At 76.6% G+C, this 16100-nt stretch carries 14 protein-coding genes; 13 read left to right on the top strand and 1 reads right to left on the bottom strand.

Going from position 1 to position 16100, the window contains the following annotated elements; translation table 11 throughout:
* Window positions 1-409: 409 nt before the first annotated feature.
* Window positions 410-1441, top strand: a complete 1032-nt coding sequence (locus V6V16_RS26900) for a tetratricopeptide repeat protein (protein WP_442934163.1) — start codon at window positions 410-412, stop codon at window positions 1439-1441.
* Window positions 1438-2454: an HAD-IIA family hydrolase gene (locus V6V16_RS26895; protein WP_334566565.1), complete on the top strand. Its 1017-nt coding sequence runs from the start codon at window positions 1438-1440 to the stop codon at window positions 2452-2454. The genes V6V16_RS26900 and V6V16_RS26895 overlap by 4 nt, the downstream gene beginning before the upstream one ends.
* A 124-nt stretch (window positions 2455-2578) precedes the next feature.
* Here the strand turns inward: V6V16_RS26895 and V6V16_RS26890 are convergent, their stop codons facing one another.
* Window positions 2579-2917 carry an SCP2 sterol-binding domain-containing protein gene (locus V6V16_RS26890; RefSeq protein ID WP_334566562.1) on the bottom strand — a complete coding sequence of 113 codons (339 nt, stop codon included), beginning with the start codon at window positions 2915-2917 and terminating at the stop codon, window positions 2579-2581.
* 112 nt (window positions 2918-3029) lie between these two features.
* On the opposite strand from V6V16_RS26890, the gene V6V16_RS26885 reads away from it, so the two are divergent.
* From V6V16_RS26885 to V6V16_RS26835, 11 genes are all read left to right on the top strand, one after another.
* A complete protein-coding gene (locus tag V6V16_RS26885) occupies window positions 3030-3743 on the top strand; it encodes a phasin family protein (protein WP_334566560.1) in 714 nt (237 codons plus the stop codon).
* A 31-nt stretch (window positions 3744-3774) separates the two neighbouring features.
* Window positions 3775-4041 (top strand): hypothetical protein, encoded by a 267-nt coding sequence (locus V6V16_RS26880; RefSeq protein ID WP_334566559.1) that lies wholly within the window; start codon window positions 3775-3777, stop codon window positions 4039-4041.
* 21 nt (window positions 4042-4062) lie between these two features.
* A complete protein-coding gene (locus tag V6V16_RS26875; RefSeq protein WP_334566557.1) occupies window positions 4063-4923 on the top strand; it encodes a TlyA family RNA methyltransferase in 861 nt (286 codons plus the stop codon).
* 79 nt (window positions 4924-5002) lie between these two features.
* Window positions 5003-5887 carry an NAD kinase gene (locus V6V16_RS26870; protein ID WP_334566554.1) on the top strand — a complete coding sequence of 295 codons (885 nt, stop codon included), beginning with the start codon at window positions 5003-5005 and terminating at the stop codon, window positions 5885-5887.
* 124 nt (window positions 5888-6011) lie between these two features.
* Window positions 6012-7769: a DNA repair protein RecN gene (gene recN, locus V6V16_RS26865; protein WP_334566551.1), complete on the top strand. Its 1758-nt coding sequence runs from the start codon at window positions 6012-6014 to the stop codon at window positions 7767-7769.
* 118 nt (window positions 7770-7887) lie between these two features.
* Complete coding sequence (gene steA / locus V6V16_RS26860) at window positions 7888-9066, top strand: putative cytokinetic ring protein SteA (protein WP_334566549.1); 1179 nt, start codon at window positions 7888-7890, stop codon at window positions 9064-9066.
* A gap of 27 nt (window positions 9067-9093) precedes the next feature.
* Entirely contained in the window at window positions 9094-10032 is a 939-nt protein-coding gene (locus tag V6V16_RS26855; protein WP_334566547.1) for a copper transporter, read from the top strand.
* Window positions 10033-10093: 61 nt separating this feature from the next.
* Window positions 10094-10960 carry a hypothetical protein gene (locus tag V6V16_RS26850; protein WP_334566545.1) on the top strand — a complete coding sequence of 289 codons (867 nt, stop codon included), beginning with the start codon at window positions 10094-10096 and terminating at the stop codon, window positions 10958-10960.
* Window position 10961: 1 nt separating this feature from the next.
* Window positions 10962-12662, top strand: a complete 1701-nt coding sequence (murJ, locus tag V6V16_RS26845; protein ID WP_334566542.1) for a murein biosynthesis integral membrane protein MurJ — start codon at window positions 10962-10964, stop codon at window positions 12660-12662.
* A gap of 55 nt (window positions 12663-12717) precedes the next feature.
* Window positions 12718-13884 carry a glycosyltransferase family 4 protein gene (locus V6V16_RS26840; protein ID WP_334566566.1) on the top strand — a complete coding sequence of 389 codons (1167 nt, stop codon included), beginning with the start codon at window positions 12718-12720 and terminating at the stop codon, window positions 13882-13884.
* Window positions 13884-16100 (top strand): hypothetical protein (locus V6V16_RS26835; protein ID WP_334566540.1); only part of this gene is annotated, 2217 nt, incomplete at its 3' end. The genes V6V16_RS26840 and V6V16_RS26835, both read left to right, overlap by 1 nt.

Genomic DNA, 16100 nt, shown 5'->3' with positions numbered 1-16100 from the left:
CGGTGACCGCGAGGGTGGTTTCCGTTCTGGTCCGCCGCGTGAGGGTGGTTTCCGTGGCGGCGACCGCCGTGAGGGCGGCGACCGTCCCGGCGGCTACCGGGGCGGTGACCGCGAGGGTGGTTTCCGTTCTGGTCCGCCGCGTGAGGGTGGTTTCCGTGGCGGCGACCGCCGAGAGGGCGGCGAGCGTCCGGGCGGCTTCCGCGGTGGTGACCGCGAGGGTGGCTACCGCGCTGGTGACCGCGAGGGCGGTTTCCGTGGCGGGGAGCGCCACGGCGACCGCCGTGACGGCGGCGACCACCGGGGCGGGGAACGGCGGGAGCGTCCCGAGAGGGAGGGGGAGCGTAGCGCCGCCCCGGCGCTGCCCGACGAGATCGTCGCGACCGACCTCGACAAGGACGTCCGGGCCGAGCTGCTCTCGCTGGCGAAGCCGGTCGCGGAGACGGTCGCCCGGCACCTGGTGGCGACTGGCCAGCTGATCGACGAGGACCCGGCCGAGGCGCTGGCGCACGCGCTGACGGCCCGTCGGCTGGCGTCGCGCATCGCCGCCGTCCGCGAGGCGGTCGGCCTGGCCGCGTACCACGCGGGGGAGTGGCAGACCGCGATCGCGGAGCTGCGTACGTACCACCGGATGACGGGGTTGCAGAGTCACCTGGCGGTGCTCGCGGACTGCGAGCGGGCACTGGGCCGTCCGGAGCGGGCGATCGACCTGTTCCGGGGCGCCGACCGCGAGAAGCTGGACCAGGCCGTGTCGACCGAGCTGCTCATCGTGGCGGCGGGGGCGCGAGGCGACCTGGGCCAGAAGGACGCCGCGGTGGCGATGCTCCAGGTTCCCGAGCTGACCAGCGACGTCTCCGAGCCGTGGACGGCCCGGCTGCGCTACGCGTACGCCGACGCGCTGCTCGCGGTGGGCCGGCGCGACGAGGCCCGCGAGTGGTTCTCCCGGGCGGCGGACGTCGACACGGAAGGCGAGACCGACGCCGCCGAGCGCCTGCTGGAGCTCGACGGCGTGATGATCGAGGGCGACGAGGAGGACGAGGAGTCCGCCGAGGCGATCGCCTCGGGTCCCGGCGCCCCGGGCGCGGTGCCGGCACGACCGGACGCCGACCTGGACGGCGACGCGGAGCCGACCGACGACGAGGGCGACGGTGACGGCGACGCGGAGCCGACCGGCGACGACACCGACGCGGAACCGACCCACGACGACACCGACGAGCGGCCGCAGGAGACGGACGCGGCGAGGTCGGACGAGGCCGGAGCCGGGGACGAGGGGTCGGGCGAGGTCGCGTCAGCGGACGGGGTGCCGACGGACGACCTCGCCGACGACGAGTTGACCGGCGACGAGGCGCGCGGCGTCGCGGCCGGGTCGACCGTTGACGGCACCGGTGCCGCCGACACCGACGAACCCGAGGCCGGCGGCGAGCCGGGCTCCGCGCGGCGATGACGACGGGCGCCGGGGAGCGGCTGGTCGACGGGTACGCCCTGGTCGTCTTCGACCTGGACGGCGTTATCTACCTGATCGACCGGCCGATCCCCGGCGCGGTCGAGGCGGTTGGCCGGCTGCACGCCGAGGGGCGGGCGGTGGCGTACGCGACCAACAACGCCTCGCGCCGCTCCGGGGAGGTGGCCGACCTGCTCACCGGGATGGGCGTGCCCGCCCGTCCGGAGGAGGTGCTCACCTCGGCGGCGGCCGCGGCCGAGGTGCTCCGCGAGCGGCTCCCGGCCGGCTCCCCCGTGCTGGTCGTCGGCGCCGAGGCCCTGCGGGCGGAGGTCCGCGCGGCGGGGCTGACCCCGGTGTCCCGGGCCGACGAGGCGCCGGTCGCCGTGGTGCAGGGGTACGGGCCGCAGGTCGGCTGGGCGGACCTGGCCGAGGCGTCGGTGGCCGTGCGCGGCGGTGCGATCTGGGTGGCCACCAACACCGACCGGACCCTGCCCAGCGGGCGGGGACCGCTGCCGGGCAACGGCGCGCTGGTCGCCGCCCTGCGGACCGCGCTCGGCCGGGACCCCGACGTGGTCGTCGGCAAGCCCGAGCCGGCGCTCTTCGCCACGGCGGCCCGCCGTGCCGGGGAGGGTCGGACGCTGCTGGTCGGGGACCGGCTGGACACCGACATCGAGGGGGCCCGGCGGGCCGGCCTGGACAGCCTGCTCGTGCTGACCGGCGTCAGCGACGCGGCCGAGCTGCTCGCCGCCCCGCCGACCCGGCGGCCGACGTACGTCTCGATGGACCTGGCCGGGCTCTTCGACCCGGGGGCCGTGGTGCGGGTGCCGGGCCCGGCGGACGCCGGCGGGTGGTCGGTGACGACGCGCGGCGACGCGCTGGAGCTGTCCGGGGCGGGCCGCCCGCTGGACGCCCTGGCGGCGCTCTGCGCGACCGCGTGGTCGGCGGGGCCGGCGCGGGTGCGTCCCGGGTCGACCGGGGCCGCGGAGGCGCTGGCCGGGTTCGGCCTGCCTGACTGACCGGCGGCCGAGCGACAGCCGTCGCCGGTGCTCGACTCCGCCCCTCACCGGCGCGGCTCCCGTCGACCGGGATCGGAACTGCCGCCCCCGCGTGCCGGGCGACCGCCGTGCGGGACGGGGAGCCTCAGAGCAGCTTGCGCAGCTTTATCAGGTCGAGCGGGTTCGCCTTGATCGACACTCGACGCGACGTGACGGCGCGGGTGACGTCGAGGTCGCCGCGGACGAGCGCGAGCAGGTCGTCGCTGCTGGTACTCAGGGCGATCTTGGCCTTGGGGTCGTCGCCGTCGGTGAGGTCCACCAGGCGGCCGCCGGAGAGCCGGCCGTGGAAGGCGGTCTCCAGGTCGGTGATCCGGCAGGCCAGCGTCCGGTCGAAGTCGAGCCGTCCCCGCATCGCCTCCGCGTTGCGATCCAGCCGCGCGGCCAGATCCCGCAACGCCTGCCGGCAGTCGTCCACGCTGGCCACTGTCGCCCCCTCGCCGCTCGCCACGCCGTCCCCGGCACCGTACCGCACGGGGCGTCGCGGGGCGCCCGGTAGCGTGGCACCTGCACACCTCGCCCCGCGGAAGGAATCAGGCATGCAGGACGCGTGGCGCGCCTACCTCGAGCTGGCCATGGGCCTGACGGAGGCGCCCCGGAAGAAGGCCCAGGACGCCGCCCGCCGCCTCGTCGGCTCGGGTGGGGCGACCGCGGCCCAGCTCCAGTCGCTCGCCGAGGAGCTGGTCTCCACGAGCGCGGCCAACCGCGAGGCGCTGACGAAGCTGGTGCGCTTCGAGGTGGACCGGGCCCTGGGCGCGGTGGGGCTGGCCACCGCGGACGAGGTCGCCGAGCTGACCCGGCGGGTGCACGAGCTGGAGCGCCAGCTCCGCGACGCCAAGGCCACCCTCGGCGCCGCCGCGCCCGGGCCGGCCGCCGCGCCCGCCGCCGGATCCGGGTCCGCCCCGGGGACCGCCGCCGGGTCCGGGTCCGCCGGTGCCGCCGGCTCGACGGTGGTGCCCGCCGCAGCGCCCGGCGGTGCCGCGCCGCCGGCGACCCCGGGCGGCGCCGAGCCGGCCGTACCCACCTCCGCGTCCCCCGCCGTGGACGTCGTCGCCGGCCCGGCCGCCCCGACGAAGGCGGTCGCGAAGAAGACCGTCGCGAAGAAGGCCGTGGCCAAGAAGGCGGTGGCGAAGAAGGCCGTCGCGAAGCGGGATCCGTCCGCCGTCGTCCCCGCCGAGGACGGCGGCGCGGAGCCGGCTCGACCGGTGAAGAGGGCACCGGCCGCCAAGCGTTCCCCCGAGGGCGAGGCGTGACCCGCCGCGTGGCCCCGCCGGGGAGCCGGCCGTGACGGGCCCCCCGCGTCCCGGCCCGCCGCCCGGCGCCCGTCCCGGCCCCCCGCCGGGGACCCGCCCCGGGCCCCCGCCGGGAGTCCGCCCTGGCCCGCCGCCGGGGCCCGCAGAGGGCCTCGACGACGACCGGCATCCGGCCGTGGAGGCCGCCGTGCGGGCGATGGCGAACGCCGCGACGCTCGCCCCCGCCGACCAGATCGCCCAGTACGAGGCGGCGTACGACACGCTGCGGGAGACCCTGGCCACCATCGACCAGGCCTGACCGACCGGAGAAGAACCACGCATGGCACGTCGTAACCGGCTGGACGCCGAGCTCGTCCGCCGAGGTCTGGCCCGGTCCCGGGAGCAGGCCGCCGCGCTCGTGGAGGCCGGCCGGGTCCAGCTGCGCGGGGTGCCGGCCCGCAAGGCCGCCGCGATGGTCGACCCGGCCGATCCGCTCCTGGTCACCGGGGAGGACCCCGTCTCGGAGTACGTCTCCCGGGGCGGGCACAAGCTGGCCGGCGCGCTGGCCGCGTTCGCCTCCGGCGGGCTGGCGGTGGCCGGCCGGCGGTGCCTCGACGCGGGCGCCTCCACCGGCGGCTTCACCGACGTGCTGCTGCGCGCCGACGCGGCGGAGGTGGTCGCGGTCGACGTCGGCTACGGGCAGCTCGCCTGGCCGCTGCGCAACGATCCCCGGGTGCGGGTCTTCGAGCGCACCAACGTCCGTACGTTGACTCCGGAGATTGTCGGCGGGCCGGTCGACCTCACGGTGGCCGACCTGTCGTTCATCTCGCTGCGGCTCGTGCTGCCGGCACTGGCCGGCTGCACCAGGCCCGACGGCGACCTGGCGCTGATGGTGAAGCCGCAGTTCGAGGTCGGCAAGGAGCGGGTCGGCGCCGGCGGGGTGGTCCGCGACCCGCTGTTGCGGGCGGAGGCCGTGCTCGACGTCGCCGCCGCGGCGGCGCGGCTCGACCTCGGCCTGGCCGACGTGGCCGCCAGCCCGTTGCCCGGGCCCAGCGGCAACGTCGAGTTCTTCGTATGGTTACGCCGGGGCGCACCGCCGGCCGACCCGGAGCGGGTGCGCGAGGTGGTGACGGCCGGGCCGGGCGGCCCGGTGCCGTCCGGCGACTCGCCGGACGCGGCGACGAAGGAGGTGACCGGGTGAGCGAGCTGGCGAGCCCCGCGGTCGCGGGTGTGCCGCGCGGGCACGGGTGTCGGGCGGGCACGACGGGCCGGCGGGTCCGGTGAGCCGCACCGCCCTGCTGGTGACGCACACCGGGCGCCGGCGCAGCACCGAGCACGCCCGGGCGGTCGCGGCCGACCTCATCGCGGCCGGATTCGAGGTGCGGGTCGTCGCCGAGGAGGCGGACGACCTGGACCTGCCCGGGGTGGTCCCGGTGACCGGACTGGAGGCGGCCGAGAGCGCGGAGATCGTCTTCGCGCTCGGCGGCGACGGCACCTTCCTGCGCGCGGCGGAGCTGGCCCGGCCGGCGAAGGTGCCGCTCATCGGCATCAACCTCGGCAAGGTCGGCTTCCTCGCCGAGGCGGAGATCGACGACCTGGACCGCGCCGTACGCGACGTGGTCGGGCGCAACTACACGGTGGACGAGCGGCTGACCCTCGACGTGACCGCGGAGTTCGACGGCGGCCCGACCATCGAGTCGTGGGCGCTCAACGAGATCAGCGTCGAGAAGGGCGAGCGCGCCCAGATGCTGGAGCTCCTCGTCGACGTCGACGGCCGTCCGCTGTCCCGCTACGGCTGCGACGGGGTGGTCTGCGCGACGCCCACCGGCTCGACGGCGTACGCGTTCTCCGGCGGCGGACCGGTGGTCTGGCCGGAGGTGGAGGCCCTGCTGCTGGTGCCGATCAGCGCGCACGCGCTGTTCAGCCGGCCGCTGGTCACCGCGCCCACGTCCACGTTCGCCATCACCGTCGACCCGTTCACCACCCTCGCGGTGCTGTCCTGCGACGGCCGGCGGGTCTACGACCTGCCTCCCGGGGCCCGGGTCACCGTGCGGCGCGGGGCGCTGCCCGTGCGGGTCGTGCGGCTGCGCGACCGTCCGTTCACCGACCGGCTGGTGGCGAAGTTCGACCTGCCGGTGCAGGGGTGGCGCGGCAACCGCCGGTGATCCGCGCGCCCGGGGCGGCGGCGGTCGACCGGGCACGCCCGGTCGGCGGTGTCGGGGGGCGGACGCACCGGTGTGCCCGCGCCGGCTGGTCAACTGTCGGGGGCCGCGTCTACTGTCGGGTGCTGTGCTGGAAGAGCTGCGCATCACCGGACTGGGCGTCATCGAGGACACCACGCTGCCGCTGACCAGCGGCATGAACGTCATCACCGGCGAGACCGGTGCGGGCAAGACCATGGTGGTCACGGGCCTCGGCCTGCTCTTCGGGGGGCGCGCCGACGCCGGGCGGGTCCGCGCCCAACCGGGCCGGGCGATGGTCGAGGGTCGGCTGCGGCTCGCCGGCCGGGTCGCCGCCGCGGTGCACGCGCGGATCATCGACGCCGGTGGCGAGCCCGACGAGGACGGCTCGGTGCTGCTGAGCCGCACCGTCACCGTGGAGGGTCGCTCCCGGGCGCACCTGGGCGGGCGGAGCATGCCGGTGTCGACGCTCGGCGAGGTGGGTGAGCAGGTGGTGGCCGTGCACGGCCAGTCCGACCAGCTGCGGCTGCTGCGCCCGGCCGAGCAGCGGGGCGCGCTGGACCGGTTCGCCGGCCCGGAACACGAGAAGCTGCTCGACGCGCTGCGCGAGGCGTACGCCCGCTGGCGCGCGGTGGTGGACGACCTGGCCGACCGGCGGCGCAACGCCCGCGAGCGCAACCAGGAGGCCGACCTGCTGCGGCTCGGCCTCGACGAGATCACCCGGGTCGACCCGCAGCCGGGGGAGGACGACGAGCTGAAGGCGGAGGCGCAGCGGCTGGAGCACGCCGAGGGGCTGCGCACCGCGGCGCAGGTGGCCCACCAGTGCGTGGCCGGCGGCGTGGAGGCGACCGACGAGACGCCGGACGCCACGGCGCTGCTGGGTGCCGCCCGGCGCACGCTGGAGGCGCAGTCCGGCACCGATCCGGCGCTGGGCGAGCTGGCGGGGCGGCTGGAGGAGGCGGCGACCCTCGTCGCGGACGTCTCGGCCGAGCTGTCGGCCTACCTCGCCGCGCTGGACGCCGATCCGGCCCGGTTGCAGGTGATCTACGAGCGGCGCGCGGCGCTGCGCGCGCTGACCCGCAAGTACGCCGACGACGTCGACGGGGTGATCGCCTGGGCCGAGCGGGCCCGCACCCGGCTGGCGGACCTGGACACCTCCGACGACCTGCTCGACGAGCTGGACCGGGAGGCCGCCCGGCTGGCCGGCGAGGTGGCCGACCTGGCCGGTCGGGTGTCGACCTCCCGGCGGGAGGCGGCCACCCGTTTCGCGGAGCAGGTGACCGTCGAGCTGGCCGGGCTCGCGATGCCGCACGCCCGGATCCAGGTGGCGGTGCTGCCCCGCGCGGCCGGCCGCGCCGAGCCGAGCCTCCCGGTCAACGGCACCGAGGTCGGCGTCGGCCCGGACGGCGGCGACGAGGTGGAGCTGCGCCTGCTGGCCCACCCGGGCGCGCCCTCGCTGCCGTTGCAACGCGGCGCCTCCGGCGGCGAGCTGTCCCGGGTGATGCTCGCCATCGAGGTGGTCTTCGCCGGCTCCGGCGGCCCGCCGACGCTGGTCTTCGACGAGGTCGACGCCGGCGTCGGCGGCCAGGCCGCCGTGGAGATCGGCCGTCGGCTGGCGCGGCTGGCCCGCAGCCACCAGGTGCTGGTCGTCACGCACCTGCCGCAGGTCGCCGCCTTCGCCGACCGGCACCTGGTGGTGGCGAAGGACACCGGCGGCGCGGTCACCACGAGCGGCGTCCGGGTGGTGGAGGACACCGAACGCGCCCGGGAACTCGCCCGGATGCTCGCGGGTTTGCCGGATTCCGACCTGGGTATCGCGCACGCCGAGGAGCTGCTGGCCGTCGCGGCGCGGGAAAGGCGTCCGTAGGACGACGATTGTGAGCGCAGGCACACCGGCCTGCGCGTTAGTGTGCTTCCCTGGGTAGGCGGCCCTGCCCAGGCATGTCGCGACAGAAATGCCTGCCTCACATGCCAGGATGGTCACGATGCGTCTACCCACGTTGCGCCGGACCCGGAACGCGGAACCGGGCAGAGTCCTCGGCACCGCACGCCTCGACCGCCGGACCAAACGGCTGGTCGGCCGGCTCCGCCCCGGTGACATCGCGGTCATCGACCACGTCGACCTCGACCGGGTCGCGGCCGACTCGCTCGTGGCCGTCGGTGTCGGCGCGGTGCTCAACGCCAAGCCGTCGGTTTCCGGCCGCTACCCCAACCTCGGGCCGCAGGTGCTGGTCGCCGCCGGCATCCCGCTCCTGGACGACCTGGGGGAGGGGGTCTTCGAGCGGATCCGCGAGGGCGACACGATCCGGATCGAGGGCAACACCGTCTTCGTCGGCGACGAGCCGGTGGCGCACGGCAGCCTCCAGGACGCCGAGTCGGTGGCCAAGGCGATGGCCGACGCCCGCGAGGGGCTCTCGGTCCAGTTGGAGGCGTTCGCCGCCAACACGATGGACTACCTCCGCCAGGAGCGCGACCTGCTCCTCGACGGCGTCGGGGTGCCCGAGATCGAGACCGAGATCCAGGGGCGGCACTGCCTGATCGTGGTCCGTGGCTATGACTACAAGGCCGACCTGGACGTGTTGCGTCCCTTCATCCGCGAGTTCAAGCCGGTGCTGATCGGCGTGGACGGCGGCGCGGACGCGCTGGTCGAGGCCGGCTACACGCCGGACATGATCATCGGCGACATGGACTCGGTCACCGACGACGTGCTGCGCTGCGGCGCCGAGGTGATCGTGCACGCCTACCCGGACGGTCGGGCGCCCGGCCTGGCCCGGGTGAACGGCCTCGGCGTCCCGGCGGTGACCTTCCCGGCGGCGGCGACCAGCGAGGACCTGGCCATGCTGCTGGCCGACGAGAAGGGCGCCTCCCTGCTGGTCGCCGTCGGCACCCACGCCACCCTCGTCGAGTTTCTCGACAAGGGTCGGGGCGGGATGGCCTCGACGTTCCTCACCCGGCTCAAGGTCGGCGGCAAGCTGGTCGACGCCAAGGGGGTGAGCCGGCTCTACCGGCAGAGCATCTCCGGGTCGTCGCTGCTGCTGCTGGTGCTCTCCGCGATCGCGGCGATGGCGTCGGCCGTGGCCGTCTCCACCGTCGGCAAGGCGTATTTGGGCGTGGTCTCCGAGTGGTGGAACAATTTCGTGTTCCAGCTCGAACAGCTTTTCTAGCGTCCCACCGATCAAGAGGCTGCAGGTGTGATCAACTTCCGGTACCACGTCGTGTCCCTGACCGCGGTCTTCCTCGCGCTGGCGATCGGTCTGGTGGTCGGCACCGCCGCCCTGAACGGCCCGGTGGCCGACTCCCTCAAGGAGAACGTCAACGCGCTGCGCAAGGACAACCAGCAGATGCGCCAGGCGGTCCAGAGCATGGAGCGCGAGCTGGAGCTGGAGGAGGACTTCACGGCCCAGATGGCGGAGATCCTCCTGCCCGGCACGCTGACCGGCAAGCGGGTCGTGGTGGTCAGCCTGCCCACCGGGCGCGACCACACCGAGGGCGTGATCAAGATGCTGCGACTGGCCGGGGCCCAGGTCAGCGGCCGCATCGACCTGCAGGACAAGTTCATCGAGCCGGACAACAACAACAACCTGCTGGAGCTGGCCGTCACCGCCGCGCGCCCGACCAGCGCGCCGACCTCCGGCCTGCCCGGCAACGGGCACGGGGTGGAGACCTCCAGCGCGCTGCTGGCCAGCGTCCTGCTCGACCGGGCGCCCGGCGCGGCCCCGGTCAGCGAGGCCGACCGGCGGGCGGTGCTGGCCGCGTACACCAACGCCAACTACCTGACCACGGAGGACCGGGTCAGCGGGTCGGCGGAGGCCGCCGTCGTGGTCAGTGGGCAGCCGTACGTCGACAAGGACTCCGCCAAGAAGGACGAGTCCGTGCTGAAGGTCGCCGAGCAGTTCGACCGGACCGGGGCGATCGTGGTCGGCGGCAACGGCTCGGCCGGCGGCAACCTGGTGGCGGCCGTCCGGAGCGACCCGGTGCTGGTGGAGTCCATCTCCACCGTCGACAACGCCAACACCGTCCAGGGCCAGCTGGTCACCGCCCTCGCGCTGGTGCAGCAGGTCACCGAGAAGAAGGCCGGGCAGTACGGCGTCGCCGACAACGCCACCCTGCTGCCTAGACTGCCCCAGTGAGCGAACGACGTACCCCGGTGTCCGGATCAGAGTTCTTCCACGTGCGGCGGGAGGGGGCGGCATGAGCCTGCTCGGACGACTGCTCATCGCCGGCGCGGGCGCCGCGACCGCCCGCTACGCGCTGCGCGAGGTGCGCACCTCGCCGGCGGGGCCCGCGCTCGACCGGACCAACTTCCGCGGCCGTACCGTCACGCTCGCCGCCGGCCCCGCGCTCGCGGCGGGCGCCGCCGCGACGGGCGCGTTCGGCGCCTCCAGCGGCCCGTCCGGCGCCGCCGCCCTGGTCGCCGGCGTGGGCGCCGGGGCGGTGGGCCTCTACGACGACGTGGTCGGGGCACGGCCGGAGCAGAAGGCGGCCAAGGGCTTCGCCGGGCACCTGGCCGCGCTGCACGAGGGCCGGGTCACCGCCGGGCTGGTCAAGGTGGTCGGGGTGGGGGCCGCCGGCCTCGGCGCCGCCGCGCTGCTCGCCGCGGACCCCCGGGTGGCCGGGCACCGGCGCCGCCAGCGGCAGGGCCCGCTGGGTCGGGGCGTCGACGTGCTGCTCGGCGCCGGGGTCATCGCCGGCACCGCGAACCTGCTCAACCTGCTCGACCTGCGCCCGGGCCGGGCACTGAAGTCCGGCCTCCTGCTCGGCGCCCCCCTCGCCGGCGGGCCGCACGGGGGGATCGCCGCCGGTGCCGTCGGCGCCGCCGCCGGGCTGCTCCCCGCCGACCTCGGCGAGGACGTGATGCTCGGCGACAGCGGCGCGAACGCGCTCGGCGCGCTGCTCGGCGTCGCGCTGGCCGCCCGCACCGGGCCGGTCGGCCGGACCGGGCTGCTCGCCGTGCTCGCCGGCCTCACCGCGGCCAGCGAGAAGGTCAGCTTCACCCAGGTCATCCAGCGCACCCCGGGGCTGCGCGAGCTCGACGCGCTGGGCCGTCGCACCGACTGACGTGACGACCCCGGCACCCCTCGCCGGCGCCGGCCGTGTCGCCGGAGCGGCCGCGCTCATCGCCGTCCTCACCGTCGTCAGCCGGCTCGCCGGCTTCGGCCGTACCGCCGTCTTCACCTGGGTCGTGCAGAAGAGCGACCTGGGCGGCATGTACGTGATCGCCAACACCGCGCCGAACATCATCTTCGAGATCGTGGCCGGTGGCGCGTTGGCGAGCCTGGTCGTACCGCTGCTGGCCGGGCCGGTCGCGGCCGGTGACCGGCGCGCGGTGTCCGCCACCACCGGGGCCCTGCTCACCTGGACGGTCACCCTGCTGGTGCCGCTGGCCGTCCTGGTCGCGGTGGCGGCCGGCCCGATCGTGTCGCTGCTCAGCGAGGGGCGCTCCGAGGCCGAGCTGGCGGCCGGTGCGCGGATGCTGCGGGTCTTCGCCCCGCAGCTGCCGCTCTACGGCGTCGGCATCGTGCTCACCGGGGTGCTCCAGGCGCACCGCCGCTTCGCCTGGCCGGTGATCGCGCCGCTGCTGTCCAGCCTCACCGTGATCGTGGTGTATCTCGCCTTCGGCGGGGCGGAGGGACGGGGCGTCAGCGTGGCGCAGGTGAGCGGCGGGGGCGAGCTGATCCTGTCGGCCGGCACCACGCTCGGCGTGGTGGTGCTGTCGCTGTCGCTGCTGGTCCCGCTGCGCCGGTTGGGCCTGCGGCCACGCCCCGGGTACGCGTTCCCGCCCGACGCCCGGGCGCGGGTGGGCGGGCTGGCGACGGCCGGGGTGGTCACCGTCACCGCGCAGCAGGTCGCGTTGCTGGTGCTGCTCAAGCGCGTCTCGGGCGGCCCGACCGGTTCGCCGCAGGTGTTCAACCTGGCCCAGACCATGTACCTGCTGCCCTGGGCGGTGCTGGCGGTGCCCCTGGCGGTGGCGGCGTACCCGACGCTGGCGACCGCCGCCGCGGCGGGGCGGGACGAGGAGTACCGCCGCATGCTCTCCTCGACCGTGCGTGGGGTGCTGCTGTTCAGCTGCCTGGGCGGGGCGGCGCTGGTCGGCACGGCCGCGCCGGTCGCCGCGTTCTTCTACCCCGGCGACCCGGGCTCGACCGCCGCAGCCATCGTCGGGTTCGCCCCCGGGCTGCTCGGCTACGGCCTCTTCGCGGTCCTCTCCCGCGCCCTCTACGCACGGGGCGACACCCGCCCGGCGACGTTTGCGATCACCGCCGGCTGGCTGGCCGTGCCGGTGGCGGCGGTGCCGCTGGCGGTCCTCCTGCCGGTGGCGGACCGGGTGCTCGCGGTCGCCCTGGCCAACTCGGTCGGAATGGTGCTGCTGGGCGGGCTGCTGCTCGTCGCCGTGCGGCGCGCGGCCGGGCGTACCGCGCTCGCCGGCGCGGCCCGAGCCGGCGCCGCCGGACTGTTCGCCGGCGCCCTGGCCGCGCTCGCCGGGACGGCCGTCGCCCGTGGCCTGGAAGCGGCCGCCGACGGCACCCCGACGACACCGGGCGCACTAGTGCAGGGCATGCTGTCCGGAGTCGCGGTCGGCGTCGTGTTCCTCGCCGTCGTCTGGCTGGTCGACCGGCGGGACGTGGCGCCGCTGCTCGCCGGGGTGCTCCGGCGGCTGGGCAGGGCGGGCCGGCGCGGGCCGGCGACCCCCGCCGAAGGAACCGGCGAGGGCGACATCCCCCCGGAGCGGGGTGACGGGAAGGAGACGGTGTCCCGGTGAGCGGGTGCAGGACGGGTGACCGGCCGACGACGACCGGGGAGCGGGGGTGGTCGCGGTGACCGGCCCGGCACCGGTTCCCGGGTGGCGGGGCACGGTGGCCCTGCTGCTCGCCTCCAGCACCGGCGGCGTCGGTCAGCACGTCCGCTCGCTCGCCCAGGGCCTGGCCGCCGCGGGCGCCACCGTACTGGTCTGCGGTCCCGCCGCGACGCAGGAGCAGTTCGACTTCACGGCCGTCGGGGCCCGTTTCCGGCCGGTGGAGATCCCGGCCAACCCCACGCCGGGCGACGTCCGCGCGGTGACCGCGCTGCGTCGGGCGCTCGCCACCGAACCGGTCGACGTGCTGCACGCCCACGGCCTGCGCGCCGGGCTGGTCGCCGTACTCGCCCGGCCGACCGCCCCGCTCGTGGTCACCTGGCACAACGCGGTGCTCGCGGGCGGGTTGCGCGGCGGCGTCTCCCGCCTCGTCGAGCGGATCGTCGCCCGGGGCGCCCGGGTGGCGCTCGGCGCCTCAGCCGACCTGGTCGAGCGGGCCGCCGCGCTGGGCGCGACGGACGCCCGGCTCGCCCCGGTCGCCGCGCCGGCACTGGCCGTGCCGCGCCGCCGCCGGGCCGCCGTCCGCGCCGAGTTCGGCGTCGGCCAGGACCGGCCGCTGATCCTCTCCGTCGGCCGGCTGCACCCCCAGAAGCGGTACGACGTGCTCGTCGACGCGGCCGCCCGGTGGCGTGACCGGACCCCGCCGCCGGCCGTGGTGATCGCCGGCAGCGGACCCGCGTACCTGCCGCTGGCCGCCCGGATCTCCGCCGCCCGGGCCCCGGTGACCCTGCTCGGGCACCGCACCGACGTGGCCGACCTGCTCGCCGGGGCCGACCTGGCGCTGGTGACCAGCGACTGGGAGGCCCGTCAGCTCTTCGCGCAGGAGGCGATGCGGGCCGGCGTACCGCTGGTGGCCACCGCCGTGGGCGGGCTGCCGGAGCTGGTCGGCGACGCCGCGGCGCTGGTGCCGCCGGGTGACGTGGACGCGGTCGACGCGGCCGTGCGCGCCCTGCTCGACGACGACGCCGGCCGCGCGGAGCTGGCCCGACGCGGTGCCGAGCGGGCCGCGACCTGGCCCACCGAGGCGGACACCCTCGCCCAACTCGCGGCGCTCTACGCCGAGCTGGACCGGGACCCCGCCGGGCCGCCCGCCCCCGGCGCCGACGCCTCGTCGACGGGACGCCGGTGATGCTGCGCAGAATCGCCCCGATCCTGCTGACCCTGGTCGTGGTGGCGCTCGGCATCACGGCGCTGACCGCCCGGCCCGACCGGGAGGCGCCGGGGCGCTCCGCCGACTTCGTGGTGCTGGCCGGGGTGGCCGGGCTGCGCTGGGACGACGTCGACGCGCAGAACACGCCGACGCTGTGGCGGATGGCCCGGGACGGCTCGATCGGTTCGCTCTCGGTCCGCTCCGCGCACCGGCCGACGTGTCCCGTGGACGGCTGGCTCACCCTCGGCGCGGGCAGCTACGCCGCGTGGAACGGCAGCCGGCAGGCGGGGAGTTGCCCGCCCGCGGCGGTGACCGTGGAGCAGCCCGACGGCATCGGCGCGAACCTGCCCGACCAGGAGAGCGTCGTCCTGCACAACCAGGAGCGGCTGCCCTGGGGCACGGTCCCCGGCGCCCTGGCGGAGTCGGTGCGCTGTTCCGTGGCGATCGGCCCCGGGGCGGCCGTGGCCGCCGCCCGGCCGTTCGGTCGCGTCGACCGGTACGCGCCGGCGCTCCCGCCGGACCCGGCCGAGCTGCTCGGCTCCTGCGTGCTGAGCATCGTCGACCTGGGCACGGTGGCCGGCGAGGACCCGGCGGCGCGGGCCGCGGCGGCCCGCGAGGCCGACGCCCGCCTGGCCCGGGTGCTCGCCGCCCGGCCGCCGCGCTCGCTGGTGCTGCTGGCCGGGGTGTCGGACACCGACGCGCCGTCCCGGCTGCACGTCGCCGTCGCCGACGGGCCGGGCTGGGAGCGCGGCTGGTTGACCTCGGCCAGCACCGGCCGGGAGGGCTATCTGCAACTGGTCGACCTGGCACCGACCGCGTTGACCGCGCTGGGCCGTCCGATGCCGGAGCGGCTCTTCCTCGGCCGGTCGGCCGAGTCGGTCGGCGGTCGGCCCGCGGACCTGGCCGCCGCGATCGCCGAGCCCGCCGACGCCGACCGGGAGGCCGCCGCCCAGCGCCGGGTGGCGGACTGGTTCTTCGCCCTGCTGGCCGGCGCCCAGGTGGTCCTGGCCGTGGCGGTGCTGCCGATGTTGCGCCGGGCCCGCCGGCACGCCGGCCCGCACGGTCCCGAACCGGTGTCGCGGCGGGTGGTGGCGGTGATGGAGCTGCTGCTGGTCGCGGCGGCCCTCGCCGTCCCGGCGGCCCTGCTCGCCGACGTCGTGCCCTGGTGGCGCGGTGACCACGCCGGCGCGTACTTCGCCGGGGTGACCGTGCTGCTGCTGGTCGCCGCGACCGCCGTGGTCCGGCTCGCGCCGGGCTACCCGAACACCCTCGGGCCCCTCGGCGCGGTGGCCGGCCTGACCACGCTGATCGTGGGCATGGACGTGCTGACCGGCGCCCGTCTCCAGCTCAACGGGGTGGTCGGCTACTCGGCCCTGGAGGGCGGCCGGTACTCGGGACTGGGCACCGTCGGGCTCGGGGTGTTCCTGGCCGGCGCCCTGCTCAGCGCGGGGTGGCTGGCCCAGCGGGTCCGCCGGTCGTGGCGGCCGCCGGTGATGGTGGCCGTCGGGGGCGCCGCCGTGCTGGTCGTCGGCAGCCCCTACCTGGGAGCCGACCCGATCGGCGCGATCGCGCTGACCGCCGGGCTGAGCGTCGCCGCGGCGATCAGCGCCGGCGGCTGGCTGACGATCAGCAGGCTGGCCTGGGCCACCATGGCCGGGCTCGCGCTGACGATCGGCTTCGCGGTGCTCGACCTGCGCCGACCCGCCGCCGAGCGGGGCAGCCTCGGCCGGTTCCTGGCGGCCGTCGGCGACGGCACCGGGGGGCTCACGGTGCACCGCTCCAGCACGGCCAACTTCGACACCCTGGTCAACAGCCCGTTGACGGTGCTGGCCCTGGCCGGTGCCCTGCTGGTCTGGTTCGCCCTGCTCCAGCCGTGGGGCGGGCTGATGCGGCTCTTCGGCATCTACCCGGCGATGCGGGCGGCGATGGCCGGCACCGCCGTCGCCGCGGTGATCGGCGGCCTGCTGGGCGGCGACGCCCTGGACGTGGCCGGCGCCGCCGGCGCACTGGTGGTGCCGATGGCGGCGCTGGCCGCGCTGCGGGTGCTGGACCACTCCACCGACCGCACCCTGCCCGAGGCGGCCCGCCAGCACGACGGCGGCCCCGGCGGCGGCTCGGACGGCGGCACCGGCGGGGGACCGGACGGCGGCACCGGCGGCGGACCGGACGGCGGCCGCGGCCCGGACCGCCCGGCG

Source organism: Micromonospora sp. CPCC 205561 (genome assembly GCF_036906775.1).
Classification (GTDB): Bacteria; Actinomycetota; Actinomycetes; order Mycobacteriales; family Micromonosporaceae; genus Micromonospora.
Note: the sequence above shows the minus strand (reverse complement) of the source record. Positions and strands in the feature narration are given on the sequence as shown.

Coding starts and splice junctions, on each gene's coding strand:
- V6V16_RS26885 (WP_334566560.1), top strand. CDS start 3,030: ATGCAGGACGCGTGGCGCGCCTACCTCGAGCTGGCCATGGGCCTGACG.
- V6V16_RS26850 (WP_334566545.1), top strand. CDS start 10,094: ATGAGCCTGCTCGGACGACTGCTCATCGCCGGCGCGGGCGCCGCGACC.
- V6V16_RS26895 (WP_334566565.1), top strand. CDS start 1,438: ATGACGACGGGCGCCGGGGAGCGGCTGGTCGACGGGTACGCCCTGGTC.
- V6V16_RS26875 (WP_334566557.1), top strand. CDS start 4,063: ATGGCACGTCGTAACCGGCTGGACGCCGAGCTCGTCCGCCGAGGTCTG.
- steA (WP_334566549.1), top strand. CDS start 7,888: ATGCGTCTACCCACGTTGCGCCGGACCCGGAACGCGGAACCGGGCAGA.